The sequence below is a fragment of the Pseudomonas sp. 05N433 genome (assembly GCF_056396925.1).
This window is the reverse complement of the sequence record NZ_JBFTML010000023.1, coordinates 57449-72429: the sequence shown is the minus strand read 5'-3', so window position 1 is coordinate 72429 and position 14981 is coordinate 57449. Positions and strand designations below refer to the sequence as shown.

General features: G+C 60.3%; 13 protein-coding genes. 6 read left to right on the top strand and 7 right to left on the bottom strand.

The features are described from left to right. On the bottom strand, positions 1-310 hold a 310-nt coding region (locus AC1DIS_RS14500; RefSeq protein WP_477780938.1), incomplete at its 3' end, for a DUF4160 domain-containing protein. 285 nt (positions 311-595) lie between these two features. Here AC1DIS_RS14500 and AC1DIS_RS14495 point away from each other — a divergent pair. From AC1DIS_RS14495 to AC1DIS_RS14485, 3 genes are all read left to right on the top strand, one after another. After that, positions 596-1507 carry a LysR family transcriptional regulator gene (locus AC1DIS_RS14495; protein ID WP_477743858.1) on the top strand — a complete coding sequence of 304 codons (912 nt, stop codon included), beginning with the start codon at positions 596-598 and terminating at the stop codon, positions 1505-1507. Positions 1508-1637: 130 nt separating this feature from the next. After that, positions 1638-2078, top strand: a complete 441-nt coding sequence (gene aroQ / locus AC1DIS_RS14490) for a type II 3-dehydroquinate dehydratase (RefSeq protein WP_007937291.1) — start codon at positions 1638-1640, stop codon at positions 2076-2078. Positions 2079-2083: 5 nt separating this feature from the next. After that, positions 2084-2938 (top strand): shikimate dehydrogenase, encoded by an 855-nt coding sequence (locus AC1DIS_RS14485; RefSeq protein WP_018925804.1) that lies wholly within the window; start codon positions 2084-2086, stop codon positions 2936-2938. Positions 2939-2991: 53 nt separating this feature from the next. Here AC1DIS_RS14485 and AC1DIS_RS14480 read toward each other — a convergent pair whose 3' ends face one another. Further along, positions 2992-3669 (bottom strand): TetR/AcrR family transcriptional regulator, encoded by a 678-nt coding sequence (locus AC1DIS_RS14480; protein ID WP_018925803.1) that lies wholly within the window; start codon positions 3667-3669, stop codon positions 2992-2994. Positions 3670-3772: 103 nt separating this feature from the next. Next, positions 3773-5674, bottom strand: a complete 1902-nt coding sequence (gene quiC / locus AC1DIS_RS14475; RefSeq protein ID WP_064620527.1) for a 3-dehydroshikimate dehydratase QuiC — start codon at positions 5672-5674, stop codon at positions 3773-3775. A gap of 490 nt (positions 5675-6164) precedes the next feature. Here quiC and AC1DIS_RS14470 point away from each other — a divergent pair, with 490 nt between their 5' ends. Together AC1DIS_RS14470 and AC1DIS_RS14465 are read left to right on the top strand one after the other, a co-directional pair. Further along, a complete protein-coding gene (locus tag AC1DIS_RS14470; RefSeq protein ID WP_018925801.1) occupies positions 6165-7502 on the top strand; it encodes an MFS transporter in 1338 nt (445 codons plus the stop codon). A 96-nt stretch (positions 7503-7598) separates the two neighbouring features. Beyond that, positions 7599-9221 carry a methyl-accepting chemotaxis protein gene (locus AC1DIS_RS14465; RefSeq protein WP_477743857.1) on the top strand — a complete coding sequence of 541 codons (1623 nt, stop codon included), beginning with the start codon at positions 7599-7601 and terminating at the stop codon, positions 9219-9221. A gap of 6 nt (positions 9222-9227) precedes the next feature. Here AC1DIS_RS14465 and AC1DIS_RS14460 read toward each other — a convergent pair whose 3' ends face one another. The 4 genes from AC1DIS_RS14460 to AC1DIS_RS14445 all read right to left on the bottom strand — a co-directional run bounded on the left by AC1DIS_RS14460 (position 9228) and on the right by AC1DIS_RS14445 (position 13020). Then, positions 9228-10106, bottom strand: a complete 879-nt coding sequence (locus AC1DIS_RS14460; RefSeq protein ID WP_064620533.1) for a DMT family transporter — start codon at positions 10104-10106, stop codon at positions 9228-9230. Positions 10107-10224: 118 nt separating this feature from the next. Next, positions 10225-11040 (bottom strand): sugar phosphate isomerase/epimerase family protein, encoded by an 816-nt coding sequence (locus AC1DIS_RS14455; protein WP_477743856.1) that lies wholly within the window; start codon positions 11038-11040, stop codon positions 10225-10227. A 2-nt stretch (positions 11041-11042) separates the two neighbouring features. Then, positions 11043-12098 carry a Gfo/Idh/MocA family protein gene (locus tag AC1DIS_RS14450; RefSeq protein WP_477743855.1) on the bottom strand — a complete coding sequence of 352 codons (1056 nt, stop codon included), beginning with the start codon at positions 12096-12098 and terminating at the stop codon, positions 11043-11045. Positions 12099-12243: 145 nt separating this feature from the next. After that, positions 12244-13020 carry an IclR family transcriptional regulator gene (locus AC1DIS_RS14445; protein ID WP_477743854.1) on the bottom strand — a complete coding sequence of 259 codons (777 nt, stop codon included), beginning with the start codon at positions 13018-13020 and terminating at the stop codon, positions 12244-12246. A 173-nt stretch (positions 13021-13193) separates the two neighbouring features. Between AC1DIS_RS14445 and AC1DIS_RS14440 the strand changes: the two genes are divergently transcribed. Further along, the gene (locus AC1DIS_RS14440; protein ID WP_477743853.1) at positions 13194-14906 is read left to right on the top strand and encodes an FAD-dependent oxidoreductase; all 1713 of its coding nucleotides are present in this window, start codon (positions 13194-13196) and stop codon (positions 14904-14906) included. Positions 14907-14981: the final 75 nt, after the last annotated feature.

Sequence of the window (14981 nt, the reverse complement as noted above, 5' to 3'; positions counted from 1 at the left end):
CGACCACTTCATTGCCCTGCCAATCCCATAACTGATTGTCGAGGCAGGCCGTCTGCAATTTGCTCCACCAGATGCCACGGGCTCGCCGCAAATGGGCAGGTTGCCTGAGCGCCTGGCGTAACCCCTCCAGCATGGCCAGAGGAGGTCGATGCGAATGAGGAATGACATCCCAGAGCTCTACGCCGTTGTGCCAGAAGCTGAACCGAAAGCGTGCGCTCCATGTGCCTCCATCGACGTGAACGTGTGGTGAGCAATGCTCGTCACGCAACATGACTACCAGTGACAATCCCTTGTAGCGGCATACATTCATGCTAACCCATCCGTTAGGTTATAGAATCCGAAGATTCGCCATTCCTTGAAAAACCCGATAACTGGCGCTAACCGTTCGATCAGCTGACCACGTTTGAGCCTAGCGTTTCAGGTCGACCGTCCCCTGCCAATCAGGGCAAAAAAGAGTAAGCAATCCTTTCACTGCCAATATCTGGCCGGTGATGAACTCAACGGCGCTGGTGGTTGAAACGAATCCTGTATTTGTACGCCTGCATTTGATAAATACCACCTCAGGCATCCCATTTGATTCTTGGTGTAATCAATCATGCAGCGACATTTCGACGATCTTCAGCTCGGCAGCATCGAACTGTTTTGCCTGGCCGCCGAAGCGGGCAGCTTTACCGCCGCGGCCCTGGTGGCGGGTGTGACCCCGGCCGCGGTCAGCCGCTCGGTGTCGCGGATGGAAGAACGTCTGGGTGTGCGGCTATTCGCGCGTACCACCCGCAGCGTCAAGCTGACCGACAGTGGCCGGCGCTATTTTGAGGAGTGTCGCCTGGCCCTTGCGCAACTGGTCGAGGCTCAGCGCGAAGTCATGGGCCAACAGCAGGAACCCTCCGGCACCTTGCGTATCAGCATTCCCACCACCTATGCCCACCACCGCATCCTGCCGCTGCTGCCGGCGTTCCGGGCGCGTTTTCCCGCCGTGAATGTCGAGGTGCACATCAGCAATCGCAACATCGATTTCGTCGGCGAAGGCTATGACATGGCCATCCGTGTGCGGGCGATTCCCGACTCCGGACTGATTGCCCGGCCACTGGAAGACGCCGCGCTGGTGATGATCGCCAGCCCTGACTATCTGAAGCGTGCCGGCATGCCACAAACCCTGGACGACCTGGCGCACCACGAATGCATCCAGTTCGAGCTACCCAGCAGCGGGCGGCGGATTGCCTGGCTGTTCAACGATAACGGCGTGCCGCTGGAGATTTTGGCCGAAGGTAATTACTGCTGTTCCGATGATGTATTGGGCGGCGTGACGCTGGCGAAACACGGCGCCGGGCTGTTTCAAACCTATCGCTTCATCGTCGAAAACGAACTGGCGGATGGCTCGCTGGTGGAAGTGCTCAAGCCCTATGGCGGGCGCTCCCGCCCCTTCACTTTGCTGTATCCGCAAAGCCGCCATGTGCCGTTGCGGCTCAGGGCGTTTATCGATTTTCTGGTTGAGCGTCTTCCGCGCTGAATGTTCGATCACCGCACAGATAATCCAGGGCCGGCGCCTCTACAATTGACCTTATTAACCAGTTAGTACAATTTATCTCCACAGGCTGAGACCCTCGGCCAATGCCAACAATAATAAGTGGAGAGACCCGATGTCCCCTATCGTTCTGGTGCTCAACGGCCCGAACCTGAACCTGCTCGGTACCCGTGAACCGGCGACTTATGGCCACGAAACCCTGGCGGATATTTCAGCGCTGTGCGGTCGCGCCGCCGAAGAGTTCGGCCTGAAGGTGGAGTTTCGCCAGACCAACCATGAAGGCGAACTGCTCGACTGGATTCATGCCGCCCGTGGCCGCTGCGCCGGGATCGTCATCAATCCGGCTGCCTGGACCCACACCTCGGTCGCCATTCGCGATGCGCTGGTCGCCAGCGAACTGCCCGTGATCGAAGTGCACCTGTCCAACGTCCATGCCCGCGAACCCTTCCGGCATCACTCCTTTGTCTCGTCCATCGCCACGGCGGTGATGTGCGGTTTCGGCAGCCACGGCTATCGTTTGGCGCTGGAGCATTTCAGCCAACGTTTGAAAGGTTAAGCGTGATGACACAGAACACCGTGGTATTGGCCGGGCTGATCGGCGCCGGCATTCAGGCTTCCCGCACTCCGGCGCTGCACGAGCACGAAGGCGATGCGCAGGGTCTGCGCTACCTGTATCGACTGATCGACCTGGATCAGCTGAAACTCGACAGCGGCGCCCTGCCCGACCTGCTGATGGCCGCCGAGCGGATGAATTTCACCGGGCTGAACATCACCTTTCCGTGCAAGCAGACAATCATCCCGTTGCTCGACGAATTGTCTCCGGAAGCCCGCGGCATTGGCGCGGTGAACACGGTGGTGTTGAAGGACGGGAAACGCATCGGCCACAACACCGATTGCCTGGGCTTCGCCGAAGGGTTTCGTCGCGGCCTGCAGGACGTTGCCCGTGAGCGAGTGGTGCAAATGGGCGCCGGTGGCGCAGGCGCAGCGGTGGCCCACGCGTTATTGAGCGAAGGCGTACAACTGCTGAGCATTTTCGATGTGGATCACAGCCGGGCTCAGTCTTTGGCGGACAACCTCAATCAGCATTTCGGTTTTGGCCGCGCCGTGGCCGGTCATGACTTGCCGGGGACGCTGGGTCAGGCTGATGGACTGGTGAATACCACGCCCATGGGCATGAAAAAGCTGCCTGGCATGCCGGTGCCGGTAGAACTACTTCGGCCGCAGTTGTGGGTGGCGGAGATCGTTTACTTCCCGCTGGAAACCGAACTGCTACGCAATGCTCGCGCGCTGGGTTGCCGAACCCTGGACGGCGGCAACATGGCGGTGTTTCAGGCGGTGAAGGCGTTTGAATTATTCAGCGGCGTGGTGCCGGATGCCCAGCGGATGCTGGAGCATTTTCAGAGCATGAATGGTTGAAAAGCTTCGCAGGCAAGCATCGTCCGTAGGAGCGAGGCTTGCCTGCGAAGGCGTCAGGCCTGCAGATACCGCAACACCGACTCGCAGATCATCTCCCGATGACGCTGCTTGATACTTTCGTCCGGCAAGTCGATCTGAAAGATCTCACCAAAGGTATGACGGTTCGACACGCGATAGAAGCAAAACGAACTGATCAGCAGGTGCACATCCAGCGGATCGAGGCCGGCGCGGAATACACCCTCTGCGGCCCCGCGACGCAAAATCTCGCCCAGTGAATCGAGGATGGTGTTGTTCATCGCCTTGATCGCATCGGAGCGCTTCACATACTCAGCGTTGTGAATGTTCTCGATGCAGACGATACGCACGAAATCAACGTTGCGATCATGGTGGTCGAAGGTGAATTCCACCAACCGCCGAATCGCCTCCACCGGCGCCAGCTCGGCCAGGTGCAAGCGACTTTCGGTGCTGCGGATATCTCCGTAGAGTTTTTCCAGCACCTCGACGTAGAGCTGTTCCTTACTGCCGAAGTAGTAATAGATCATGCGTTTGGAGGTGTGGATGCGCTCGGCGATCGCATCGACGCGCGCACCGGAAAGCCCCTGCTGGACGAACTCGACAATGGCCTCTTGAAGGATGTTCTCGCGGGTTTTTTCCGGGTTGTTCTTGCGACTCTTGCGAGGCTCGGCAATTGGCTTTTCGGGCGCTACGGAGAGTTTTGAAATTATTGTCATTGCGGGCTCACGGCCATCACTGCACAAGTAGGCGATTATGGGCCGCTGCGCACAGTGAAGGAAGCCACGCGGCAGCGGTTTTGTACCCGTGTTTACGATTTTCCTACAACTTTGTCTGACGTACGCCACCACTTCGGGATTTGGCCATGGCCGCCAGTCGCACGGCTACGTTGGCCGCGCCGTACCCCGCATAGCCGTTTTTGCGCTGGATGATTTCAAAGAAAAACCGCCCTTCGAACGGCTCGGTGTACACGTGAAACAGCTCGCCACCTTGGGCATCACGGTCGTAGAGCACGTTGAAATACGCCAGCTCGCTGAGGAACTCGTCGTCGAAATCGAAGCGCGCGGCGAGGTCATCGTAGTAGTTGAGCGGGATATCCAGCAGCGGCACGCCCGCCTCCTTGGCACGGCTGACTTCGGCAAAGATGTCGTCGCAATCGAAAGCGATGTGATGCACACCGGAACCGCGATAACTCGACAGTGCGTGTGAGATCGCGGTGTTGCGATTCTCGGAAATGTTCAGCGGCAGGCGGATCGAACTGCAACGGCTGCGCAAGGCACGGCTCTTCACCAGACCATACGGGTCGGGCAGCACCACTTCATCGTCGGCTTCGAAATCCAGCAGGCTTTTATAGAACAACACCCAGCTGTCGAGGCTRTCGGCGGGCAGTGCCATGGCCATGTGGTCGATGCGCTTGAGGCCTCCGCTGGCCACGGCCGCCGGTTGCAGATTGAAGTCGGTGCCATAGACGTCGGCGTCCTGGTCCACCAGGTAAATCAGACTGCCGTCCGGCGCACGCACGGCGGCGAGTTCCAGTTCATTGGGGCCTACCAGCCCGCGATACGGCTGGCCTTTGTAAGCCACGGCTCGGGCCAACGCACTGGCGCTGTCCTTGACCCGCACGGCGGTGGCGCACAGCGATGGCCCATGGGCCTCGAAAAAACTGTGGGCGAAGGAATAAGGTTCGGAGTTGAGGATCAGGTTGATATCGCCCTGACGCAACAGGCTGACACTCTTGGAGCGGTGTTGCCCGGCCTTGACGAAACCCAGCCGCTCCAGCCAATGGGACAACTTCGCGCCGAGGCTTTCGTCCACGGCGAACTCAAGAAACTCGATGCCGTTGTATTCGCTGGCGCCTGGGGTATCGAACAGAATGTCGCGATTGGCCACAGGCGTGGCTTCCTGCTCCAGACGCTCGCGGGTTTTCTCTTCCAGGTACAGCAACGAACGCAAGCCGTCGGCGGCGTTGGCCCGGGGTGGCGCGGCGCGGAAACCGTCGTTGAAGATCTCCAGCGACAGCGGGCCTGTATAGCCGCTCTTGATGATCGGCGCGAGGAACCCCGGCAGATCGAACTCGCCCTGGCCGGGGAAACAACGGAAATGCCGGCTCCACTCCAGCACGTCCATGGCCAGGATCGGTGCATCGGCCATTTGCACGAAGAAGATCTTGTCACCGGGAATCTCGGCGATCGCCGTCGGGTCGCCCTTGAGCGACAGCGTATGGAAACTGTCCAGCAACACGCCGAGGTTCGGATGATCGGCCTGGCGAACGATGTTCCACACCTGTTGATACGTGTTCACGTGGCGGCCCCAGGCCAGCGCTTCGTAACCGATCCGCAAACCACGAGCGCCGGCCCGTTCGGCGAGCAGGCGCAAGTCGTCGACCAGGATCTGCTCATCGCCGATGGAGTCGGCCGAGGCGTTGCTGCACACCAGCACCAGGTCGGTGCCCAGCTCTTGCATCAAATCGAACTTGCGCTCGGCCCGCTCCAGATTGCGCGGCAGGCGATCGCGGCGGCAACCTTCGAAATCCCGAAAGGGTTGGAACAGTGTGATCGCTATCCCGAGATCAGCGCACATCTGCCTGATTTCCCGAGGGCTGCCGTCGTAGTAGAGAAGGTCGTTCTCGAAAATTTCCACCCCGTCAAAACCGGCGGCGGCGATGGCTTCTAGTTTTTCCGGCAGGGTACCGCTCAAGGAAACGGTGGCAATGGAACGCTGCATGTGTCGACTCCCGGTGGTGGGGACATTCTTGTTGGGCAAATTATTGGCTTGACGAATCCGCACAGCAATTCAAAGTGTACTACCCGGTTAGTTTTGCGGGCGATTATCGAACACAATGGCGGTTGGCGAATTGACGATTTTTCGTCCACTGCGCACCATCGACACCACATTGAGTCCGGTCACGACCCCATGGACTCGGTTACCAAAGACCCTGAACACCACATAAAAATTTCAAAAAACGGGTACACGCTCATGCGCTCATTCAACGCCTTGTTTGCTTGCTCCACCGATCTCACGCCAGACCTGGTGTCCATCCGAACCTTGCGCCCACTCGGCCGAACTGCGCCGCTCGCTGAATAAAACGTTGTCGTCGCCTGACGAAAACACCTCAGCCGATCAATCTCACCCGCGCCCGTCGCCATCGATTGATCACGCGCCCTTGAAGTCCCGACAAGCCTCGCTTGTCAGTCATTGAACGGATGGCACACACATGTTTCCTTCTCAAAGCTCTCGCGTGGCTTCGGCCCAAAGCGTCGCTACTGGCGGCATCGGCGACAAAATCCGCGGCGCCATGGCCGTCGGCAAAACCCGCTGGGGAATGCTGGCGCTGGTATTTTTCGCCACCACCCTGAACTACATCGACCGTGCCGCCCTGGGCGTCATGCAGCCGATCCTGGCCAAGGAACTGAGCTGGACGGCGATGGACTACGCCAACATCAACTTCTGGTTCCAGGTCGGCTACGCCGTCGGTTTCGTGCTGCAAGGCCGGTTGATCGACCGGGTCGGCGTGAAGCGCGTGTTCTTCTTCGCGGTACTGCTCTGGAGCCTGGCCACCGGCGCTCATGGCCTGGCCACTTCGGCGGCGGGTTTCATGGTCTGCCGGTTCATTCTCGGTCTGACCGAAGCCGCCAACTACCCGGCCTGCGTGAAAACCACCCGGTTGTGGTTCCCGGCTGGCGAGCGCGCCGTGGCCACCGGTATTTTCAACGCCGGGACCAACGTCGGTGCGATGTTCACACCGATGCTGCTGCCACTGATTCTTCACGCCTGGGGCTGGCAGGCAGCGTTCCTGTGCATGGCGGCGCTGGGTGGCATCTGGTTGCTGTTCTGGGGCCTGAAGTACTTCAACCCGGAAGATCACCCGAGCGTTAAACAATCGGAACTGGACTACATCCAGAAGGAAGTCGAACCGGAACAATCCCGCGTACCGTTCTCGCGAATCCTGCGCATGCGTGGCACCTGGGCCTTCGCCCTCGCCTACTCGATCACCGCGCCGGTGTTCTGGTTCTACCTGTACTGGCTGCCGCCGTTCCTCAATCAGCAATACAACCTGGGGATCAACGTGACCCAGATGGGTATTCCGCTGATCATCATCTACCTCACGGCTGACTTCGGCAGCGTCGGCGGCGGGATCCTGTCTTCGTTCCTGATCGGTCGCGGGATCAACCCGATCAAGGCCCGACTGATGTCCATGTTCCTGTTCGCCTGCTGCATCATCGGCGTGGTCATGGCCGCCGGTTCGAGCAGCCTGTGGCTCGCAGTCTTCGCCATCTCCCTGGCCATTGGCGCGCACCAGGCCTGGACCGCGAACATCTGGAGCCTGGTGATGGACTACACGCCTAAACACATGATGAGTACGGTGTTCGGCTTCGGTGGCATGTGCGCGGCGATCGGCGGGATGTTCATGACCCAGTTGGTCGGCCACATTCTGACCATCACCAACAACAACTACACCGTGTTGTTCACCATCATTCCGGCGATGTACTTCATCGCGCTGACCTGGATGTACTTCATGGCACCGCGCAAGATTCCGACCGTAAAAGATTGATACACCACAAACGCAGGCCTGATCCCGGGCCTGCGTTTTTTTATGGCCGCGATTTATCCATTTCACCCTTTTTTCTCAAAGCCACAGAGGCACACCATGTCGCCAGGTAACTTGAGCATCGCCAAGCGTGCCGTGATCAGCTTCGGCGTCATCGCCCTGCTGGTCCTGTTGCAGGGGCTGTTCGCCCTTAAACAGGTCGCGCAGGTTCGCGCCACCGGCCAGCACACTGAAAACGTCTCCCTGCCCAGCATTCGCCACCTGGGTGAAATCCGCGACTACATCCTGAGTATTCGCGTGCTCAGCCTGCGCATGGCGCTCAACCGCGATCCAAAGGTGCTCGATGCCACCGTCACACGCCTGCACCAAGTGCAGGGTTGGCTTGCAGAGACGCTGGAAAAATTCACTCCGCTGGTCGGTGATTACAACCGGGGGCCGTACGAAAAGTTCGTCGCCACCGTCACCAGCTACCGCCAGGCGCTGGCGCAATACGAAGCGCTGTCGCGGGAGAACCGCAGCGAAGAAATGACCGCGTTGCTCAATGGCAAAATCCAGGACTACTCGACCCAGACCGGTGACCAGTTCGCCGAATTGATGGCGCTTTCCGCCAACGAAGTCAGCCTGTCAGCCAACCAGGCTGACTCGCTCTACAACCAGGTAAAAATCACCGTGATCGGTGCGCTGATAGCGGTCGCGCTCCTGACCCTGTGCCTGGCCTGGCTGTTGATTCGCAGCATCGTCCTGCCGATCCGTCAGGCGGTCGACGTGGCCGAACAAGTGGCCGCCGGTGACCTGAGTCAACCGATCCGCAGCCACGGCGCCGATGAAACCGCACGCTTGCTCAAGGCCCTGTCAGCCATGCAGACCAGCCTGCGGGAAACCCTGCAACTGATCAGCGGCACGTCGACCCAACTGGCGGCCGCCGCCCAGCAGATGAATCAGAGCACTCAACAGGACTCCAGTCGGCTGCAACAGCAACACAATGAAATCGAGCAGGCCGCCACGGCCGTCAACGAAATGACCGTCGCGGTGGAAGAAGTGGCACGCAACGCGGTGTCGACTTCCGACAGCACCAGACAGTCCACACAGCAAGCCAATCAGGGCCAGGCACGGGTGATTGAAACACTGGATTCGATTCAGGCGATGAGCAGCAATGCGGGCATCGCACTGCAACAGGTTCAGACCCTGGCCGAGCAGTCCCGGGAAATCGGCAAGGTGCTGGACGTGATCCGCGCCATCGCCGAACAGACCAACCTGCTCGCGCTCAATGCCGCCATCGAGGCTGCGCGAGCCGGGGAAGCCGGGCGTGGTTTCGCGGTGGTGGCCGATGAAGTTCGGGCGCTGGCGCATCGCACTCAGCAATCAACCCGGGAGATCGAACAGATCATCGGCCGGGTTCAGGGCGATACCAACGGTGTGGTGATGTCGATGCACGACAACAGTCAGCGTGTCGCCGAAACCTTGTCGATTGCTGAACAGGCCGGGCTGGCACTGGCAGAAATCACCCGGGCGATGGAGCAGATCCATGAACGTAACCTGGTGATCGCCAGCGCCTCGGAAGAACAGGCGCAGGTGGCCCGTGAGGTGGATCGTAATCTGCTGAACATCCGCGACCTGTCGCTGGAAAGCGCCGACGCCGCAACCCGGACCAGCGCCACCAGCCAGGAGTTGTCGCGACTGGCGGCGGGCCTGCAAAACCTGGTGGTGCGTTTCAAATTTTGACCGGGTTCAGCGGCGGCTTTGTTGCCACGCCGCCGCCAACCCGCTGCAGCAAATCACCGCGATCCCGACCACCGTGGTCAGGGTCGGCGTGTGAGAAAACAGCAACCAGCCCAGCAAACCGGCAAAGACAATCTGGCAATAGCCGAACGGTGCCAGCAGCGCGGGGGCGGCATGGCGGAACGCCTGGGTCAGAAACAGGTGCGCCGTCATCCCGCAGGCGCCCAGTGCAACCATCATCAATCCATGCCCAAGGCTTGGCACTTTCCAGAAAAACGGCACCAACGCACTCATCACCAGGGTGTTGCACAGGCCGGCGAAGAAGTTACTGGTGGTCGGGCTGTCGATTTCACTGAGCTTGCGGGTGAGCAATTGATAGAAGCAGAAAAACAGTGCCGAGCAGAGCGGCAGCAAGACTGCTGGCGTGAACAGATCCCCGCCGGGATGGACGATGATCAATACGCCGACAAATCCGCAAATCACCGCGATCCATTGGCCACGGGTGACCCGCTCACGCAGCAGTGGCACCGACAACGCGGTGACCAGAACCGGAGCGAGAAAGTTGACCGCCGTGGCTTCGGCCAACGGGATGTACTGCAAACCGGTGGTGAAAAACAAACTGGTGCCCAACAGGCACAACGCCCTGAACAACTGCAGCAATGGCCGTTTGGTGCGCAGGACGCGCAACCCCGATTGCGGCAGGAAAATCCCGGCCATCAGCAAGGTGTGAACCACATAACGGGCCCAGACCACCATGACGATCGGATAGAACCCCGATAGATATTTCGACAAGGCGTCGTGACTGGAAAACAGAAAGGTCGCGACGACAATCAGCAGAATCCCTTTGAAGGGTTGGTTTACACCGGAGAGCGGGGTGCTGATGGTCATTAGCGATCCTTTTTTTTTGCATCAAAAATCAAAAGCTTCGCGGGCAAGCCTCGTTCCTGCATGAACACTGGATAACCTGTGGGAGCGTGGCTTGCCCGCGATAGGTGCGCAGCACCGCTTACCGCCGCGCCAACAATTCCCGAGTCTTATCCAACGCCATCTGCGCCCGCTGCAACCCGCTCACGCCCTGCTCCAGCAACTTCACGGTGGGAATCTCCAGGCTTAACGGGATATCGGCCGGCAAACACTGCAACAACCCCGCCAGATCACAATCACCATCGCCCGGAAAACGCCGCTCGTTACGCGCCTGACGCAAAATCTCCGCCATGTCCGTTGGCCGTGGCCCCGCGACATCGCATAACTGCGTGTACCGTAACCGTGACGGGGCAACTTTGGCCAGATCTTCCAGCCGCGAACCCGATCGGTCGAAATGGAACGCGTCCACCAACACCGCGCCGTTTTCCCGGTCAGCGTTTTCGACGACGCGCACCGCTTGTTCGAGATTGCGTGCATCGGTCCATGGCATGAACTCCAGATGCGGATGCAGCCCGTAAGGTGCCGCCAGATCACACAGCCGGGCGAAGTTCTCGGTGAGTCGTTGTTCGTCGGGATCGTTACCGGCCACCAGCAATTCACTGGCACCCAATTGCGCCCCGACCGCCAGAATCTTCTCGAAGTCGGCGACGACGGTTTGCGGTTTAAGACGCAGGATTTCAACATCCAGCACACGAATGCCGGTGTCGTGCAGCCGCGCCAGCGTCTCACGCCGTAAACCGACATCGGCTACCAGCGCAAAGTGATGTTCTTCGGGTGTCGCAGGTTCAAGGCGCAGTCCGACATGGCTGTATCCTGCCCGTGCTGCGACTTCGACCATCTCCGGCGGAGACAACTCCAGCACCGTCAGGCTGGCCAGGGAAAAGATTCGCTCACTCATGCTCATCCCTCGATTGACATCGGGGTGCAGGCACGACCGGTTTCGGCGGCCTCGCGAATCGCCTCAACCAGCGCCAGGGTGCGCGCAGCATCGGCCGCGCTCACCAAGGGTTCGACTTCCCGACGCGCCACGCGCACGAAGTGCTGCAACTGCAAACGCAATGCTTCATCGACGCTGAAGCGTTCCTGTTCCGCCAGCAACGGTTGATGCCATCCGCCATCGACGTCGGCGTAGTGCCAGCGCTTGAGCTGCGGAATGCTCAATGCACCGCCCGTCCCGGCCAGCAAGTAACAGGGCTGATCGGCCTGGCGCGGATAGGCCGGATTCTCCCCGGAACCCAGCTCCCAACTCCAGGGCGCCGCCACCGCGTCGGAACCGGTCAGGCTGCCCAGTGCGCCGTTGTCGAATTGCAGCAGCACCGCCGCGCAATCTTCGTTGGCAAATCCGCGCACCGCATTGCTGGTGATTGCCTGCACCTGGCGCACTTCGCCGCACAGATGCCGCAGCAGGTCGAGGTCGTGAATCAGGTTGGTCAACAACATCCCCGCACCGGGCTCGCGGCGCCACGACGTTTCGAAATAGCTGTCGGGTTTGCGCAACTGCCAGAGCGCCGTCACCGTCGTCAGCTGCCCCAAAGCGCCACCCTGCACCAGTTCATGGGCGCGGACGATCAACGGATTGTGCCGGCGATGGTGGCCGACCAGCACGGGAACTCCGGTGGCTTTTGACGCGGCCACCAGTTCGCGCGCTTCATCCAGGTGCACACCCACCGGTTTTTCCAGTAGCACCGGCACGCCGGCGGCGAGGCAATCGAGCGCCGTGCTGACGTGGAGCGTGTTCGGGTTGGCGACGATCACCGCGTCTGGCTTCGCCTGGTCCAGCATCTGACGGTGATCCGCGAAATACCCCACGCCCCATTCGCCTGCGAGGCCTGCCGCTTGTGGGCCGGGATCGGCCACCGCACACAACGTCGCTTGTGTCAGGGTTTGCAGATGCCGGTAATGCTGCTGGCCCATGTTGCCGGCACCGATCAGGGCGATGCGAAGGGGCGAAGTCATGCTGCGGTCCTCTTGTGATTATTGTCGGAGGGATGAATTCCAATAATTTAGAACCTGGTTCCAGATTCTTACAGAAGTAACGGCAACTTGTGTTCGAACAACGCACAGATTCGCATAGCCCACATATGGGTTTGTGCGGGCAGAATTAGACGAACAACTCCGAAGCCAGGCTTGCGGCAGACAGCTCCTCAGTGAACTTCAACAACAGCGGCGCCAGTTCATGCAACCGTGCCCCCGGCATCCGCGCGCTTGGCCCGGCAATGCTCAGCACACCGATCACTCGACCGTCGCCTGGGTGGCGCACCACCGCCGCAATCGCCGAGGTGCCCACTGCCGAACTCTCTTCGACCCAGGCGTAGCCCTGCTCTCGCGCCAGACGCAGGCGCTCCAGTAACTCAATGTTGGAACGCGGCGCGTTCGGCCCCAGGTCTTTCGGCCGTTCGCTCCCCTGACGCTCCACCAGCGACAACGCTTCGGCATCGCTCATGCACGCCAGCCATGCATGGCCCGACGCGGTGTAGAACAAGGGCGCATCACGGCCCATGTCCGGGTCGTAGCGCAGGCCCGAGCGGGCACCCTGAGACTTGGCGATCCAGATCTGGCGCTCGCCTTCAATAACGCCAAGGCGCACCAGCTCGCCGGTTTCCTCGGCCAGGCGATCGAGCACCGGCTGCACGATATCGGCGCCGCTGCTCGACAGGTAACGGAAACCCATCGCCACCAGTTTGGTCGACAGGTGATAGCGCAGGTTCTCCGGATTCTGTCGCACGTAACCCAGCCGAATCAGCTCGGTGAGCAGACGGTGGGTCGCGCTTTTGGGGATGTCCAGTTGCTCCGCCAACGTCTGCATCGGCAGGCCGCGAGGGTCACTGGTGAGGCTTTCCAGCACGCTGAAAACACGTTCGATCTGACTGCCGGCCATGGGGGGGTTCCACTCGAAATTTTGCCGATTCTAAAAGACAAACCACGTAATGCGAAATCTGGAACCCGCTGTCCGATAACCGCCCTCTTTACGCAGTGAATGGTTGCCGGGATCAATCAAGYCTTTATATTTTCTGGAATCAAATTCCAAAAACAACCTGGAGCTTTTAAACGATGCCTGCCGACTCTCCCCTCCTTGCGGACATCGAATGCGATGTGCTGATCGTCGGCTCCGGTGCGGCCGGATTGTCCGCAGCTGTAACCGCAGCCTGGCATGGCTTGAAAGTGATCGTGGTCGAGAAAGACCCGGTGTTCGGCGGCGCCACGGCGTGGTCCGGCGGATGGGCCTGGGTGCCGTGCAATCCTCTGGCGCGTCGTGCCGGCATCGTTGAAGACGTCGAGCAACCGCGCACTTACCTGAAGCACGAATTGGGTGAGCGTTACGATCCGGCGATGATCGACTCGTTCCTTGAGGCTGGCCCGCGAATGGTCGCGTTCTTCGAGCAACACACTGCCCTGCAATTCGCCGATGGCAACGCCATCGCCGACATTCATGGCGACACGCCGGGCGCCGGCACCGGCGGACGGTCGGTGATCGCTGCGCCTTATGACGGACGAAAAGTCGGCAAGCTACTGAAGCGCCTTCGCAAAACCATGCGGGAAACTTCGTTCATGGGCATGCCGATCATGGCGGGGGCGGACCTGAGCGCATTTCTCAACCTGACGCGCTCTTTGCCCGCGGCATGGCATGTGACCCGGCGCTTCACCCGGCACTTGTTCGACCTCGTTGTTCATGGTCGGGCGATGCAACTGGTCAACGGCGTGGCGCTGGTTGCGCGGTTGGCAAAGTCCGCCGAAGACCTGGGCGTCTTGCTCTGGGAATCGGCACCGGTGACCGAGTTGCTTCGCGAAGGCGATCAGGTGCAAGGCGCGATCGTCAGTACCGCCAAAGGCAATATCCGCATCCATGCACGCAAGGCCGTGGTGCTCGCGACCGGAGGTTTCGCCAATGATATCGAGCGACGCAAGGCATTGTTCCCCCGCACACCAACCGGCAACGAACACCTGGCGCTGCCGCCTCTCGGCGTCGCCGGTGATGGTTTGCGATTGGGCGAAAGCGCCGGTGCGCGGGTCAACACCGACATGGCATCGCCCGTGGCCTGGGCGCCGGTTTCGCAAGTGCCGCACAGTGACGGCAGCATCGGCCACTTCCCGCACATCATCGAACGCGGCAAACCGGGGATCATCGGTGTGCTGAGCAACGGCCGGCGCTTCGTCAACGAAGCCGACGGCTACTACGACTACGTGACGGCCATGGTCGCCGCCGCACCGCTGGGCGAAGAAGTCGCCTCCTGGCTGATCTGCACTCATGGTTTTCAACGGCGTTATGGCCTGGGAATTTCTCGGCCGTTTCCGGTGCCGCTGTCATCCTTTATCCGCAGCGGTTATCTGAAAACCGGCAACACTGTCGAGGAATTGGCCCTGGCCTGCGGCATCGACCCAAACGGATTGCGCAGCACGGTGGATGAATACAACCGGTGTGCGCGCAACGGCGAAGATCCGTTGTTCGGTCGTGGCTCGACGCCCTACAACCGCAAACAGGGCGATGCGTTGCAGCAACCCAACCCGTGCGTCGCGCCGATTGAACAAGGCCCGTTCTACGCCGTGAAGGTCCAGCCTGGCTGCTTTGGCACCTTCGCCGGGCTCAAGGTCAATGAACATGCCCAGGTTCTTGGCGAGTCGGGGCAGGCCATCGCCGGGTTGTATGCAGCGGGCGGCGACATGGCCAGCATCATGGGCGGGCACTATCCCGCCGGCGGTATCAATCTCGGCCCGGCGCTGACCTTCGGCTACATCGCTGCCCGGCATATCGCCGATATAGAGTGAGTTTGATCAGTGATTCTCGAGACAAGCATTCGCCCACTCGGTAAAAACCTGTCGCCCTGAAGGAATTCGCTGGGC

What these genes read in the sequence shown, in the direction of transcription:
- AC1DIS_RS14470 (WP_018925801.1), top strand. Translation starts at nt 6,165, where the DNA reads ATGTTTCCTTCTCAAAGCTCTCGCGTGGCTTCGGCCCAAAGCGTCGCT.
- AC1DIS_RS14440 (WP_477743853.1), top strand. Translation starts at nt 13,194, where the DNA reads ATGCCTGCCGACTCTCCCCTCCTTGCGGACATCGAATGCGATGTGCTG.
- AC1DIS_RS14460 (WP_064620533.1), bottom strand. Translation starts at nt 10,106, where the DNA reads ATGACCATCAGCACCCCGCTCTCCGGTGTAAACCAACCCTTCAAAGGG.
- AC1DIS_RS14495 (WP_477743858.1), top strand. Translation starts at nt 596, where the DNA reads ATGCAGCGACATTTCGACGATCTTCAGCTCGGCAGCATCGAACTGTTT.
- aroQ (WP_007937291.1), top strand. Translation starts at nt 1,638, where the DNA reads ATGTCCCCTATCGTTCTGGTGCTCAACGGCCCGAACCTGAACCTGCTC.
- AC1DIS_RS14445 (WP_477743854.1), bottom strand. Translation starts at nt 13,020, where the DNA reads ATGGCCGGCAGTCAGATCGAACGTGTTTTCAGCGTGCTGGAAAGCCTC.
- AC1DIS_RS14465 (WP_477743857.1), top strand. Translation starts at nt 7,599, where the DNA reads ATGTCGCCAGGTAACTTGAGCATCGCCAAGCGTGCCGTGATCAGCTTC.
- AC1DIS_RS14485 (WP_018925804.1), top strand. Translation starts at nt 2,084, where the DNA reads ATGACACAGAACACCGTGGTATTGGCCGGGCTGATCGGCGCCGGCATT.
- AC1DIS_RS14455 (WP_477743856.1), bottom strand. Translation starts at nt 11,040, where the DNA reads ATGAGTGAGCGAATCTTTTCCCTGGCCAGCCTGACGGTGCTGGAGTTG.
- AC1DIS_RS14450 (WP_477743855.1), bottom strand. Translation starts at nt 12,098, where the DNA reads ATGACTTCGCCCCTTCGCATCGCCCTGATCGGTGCCGGCAACATGGGC.
- AC1DIS_RS14480 (WP_018925803.1), bottom strand. Translation starts at nt 3,669, where the DNA reads ATGACAATAATTTCAAAACTCTCCGTAGCGCCCGAAAAGCCAATTGCC.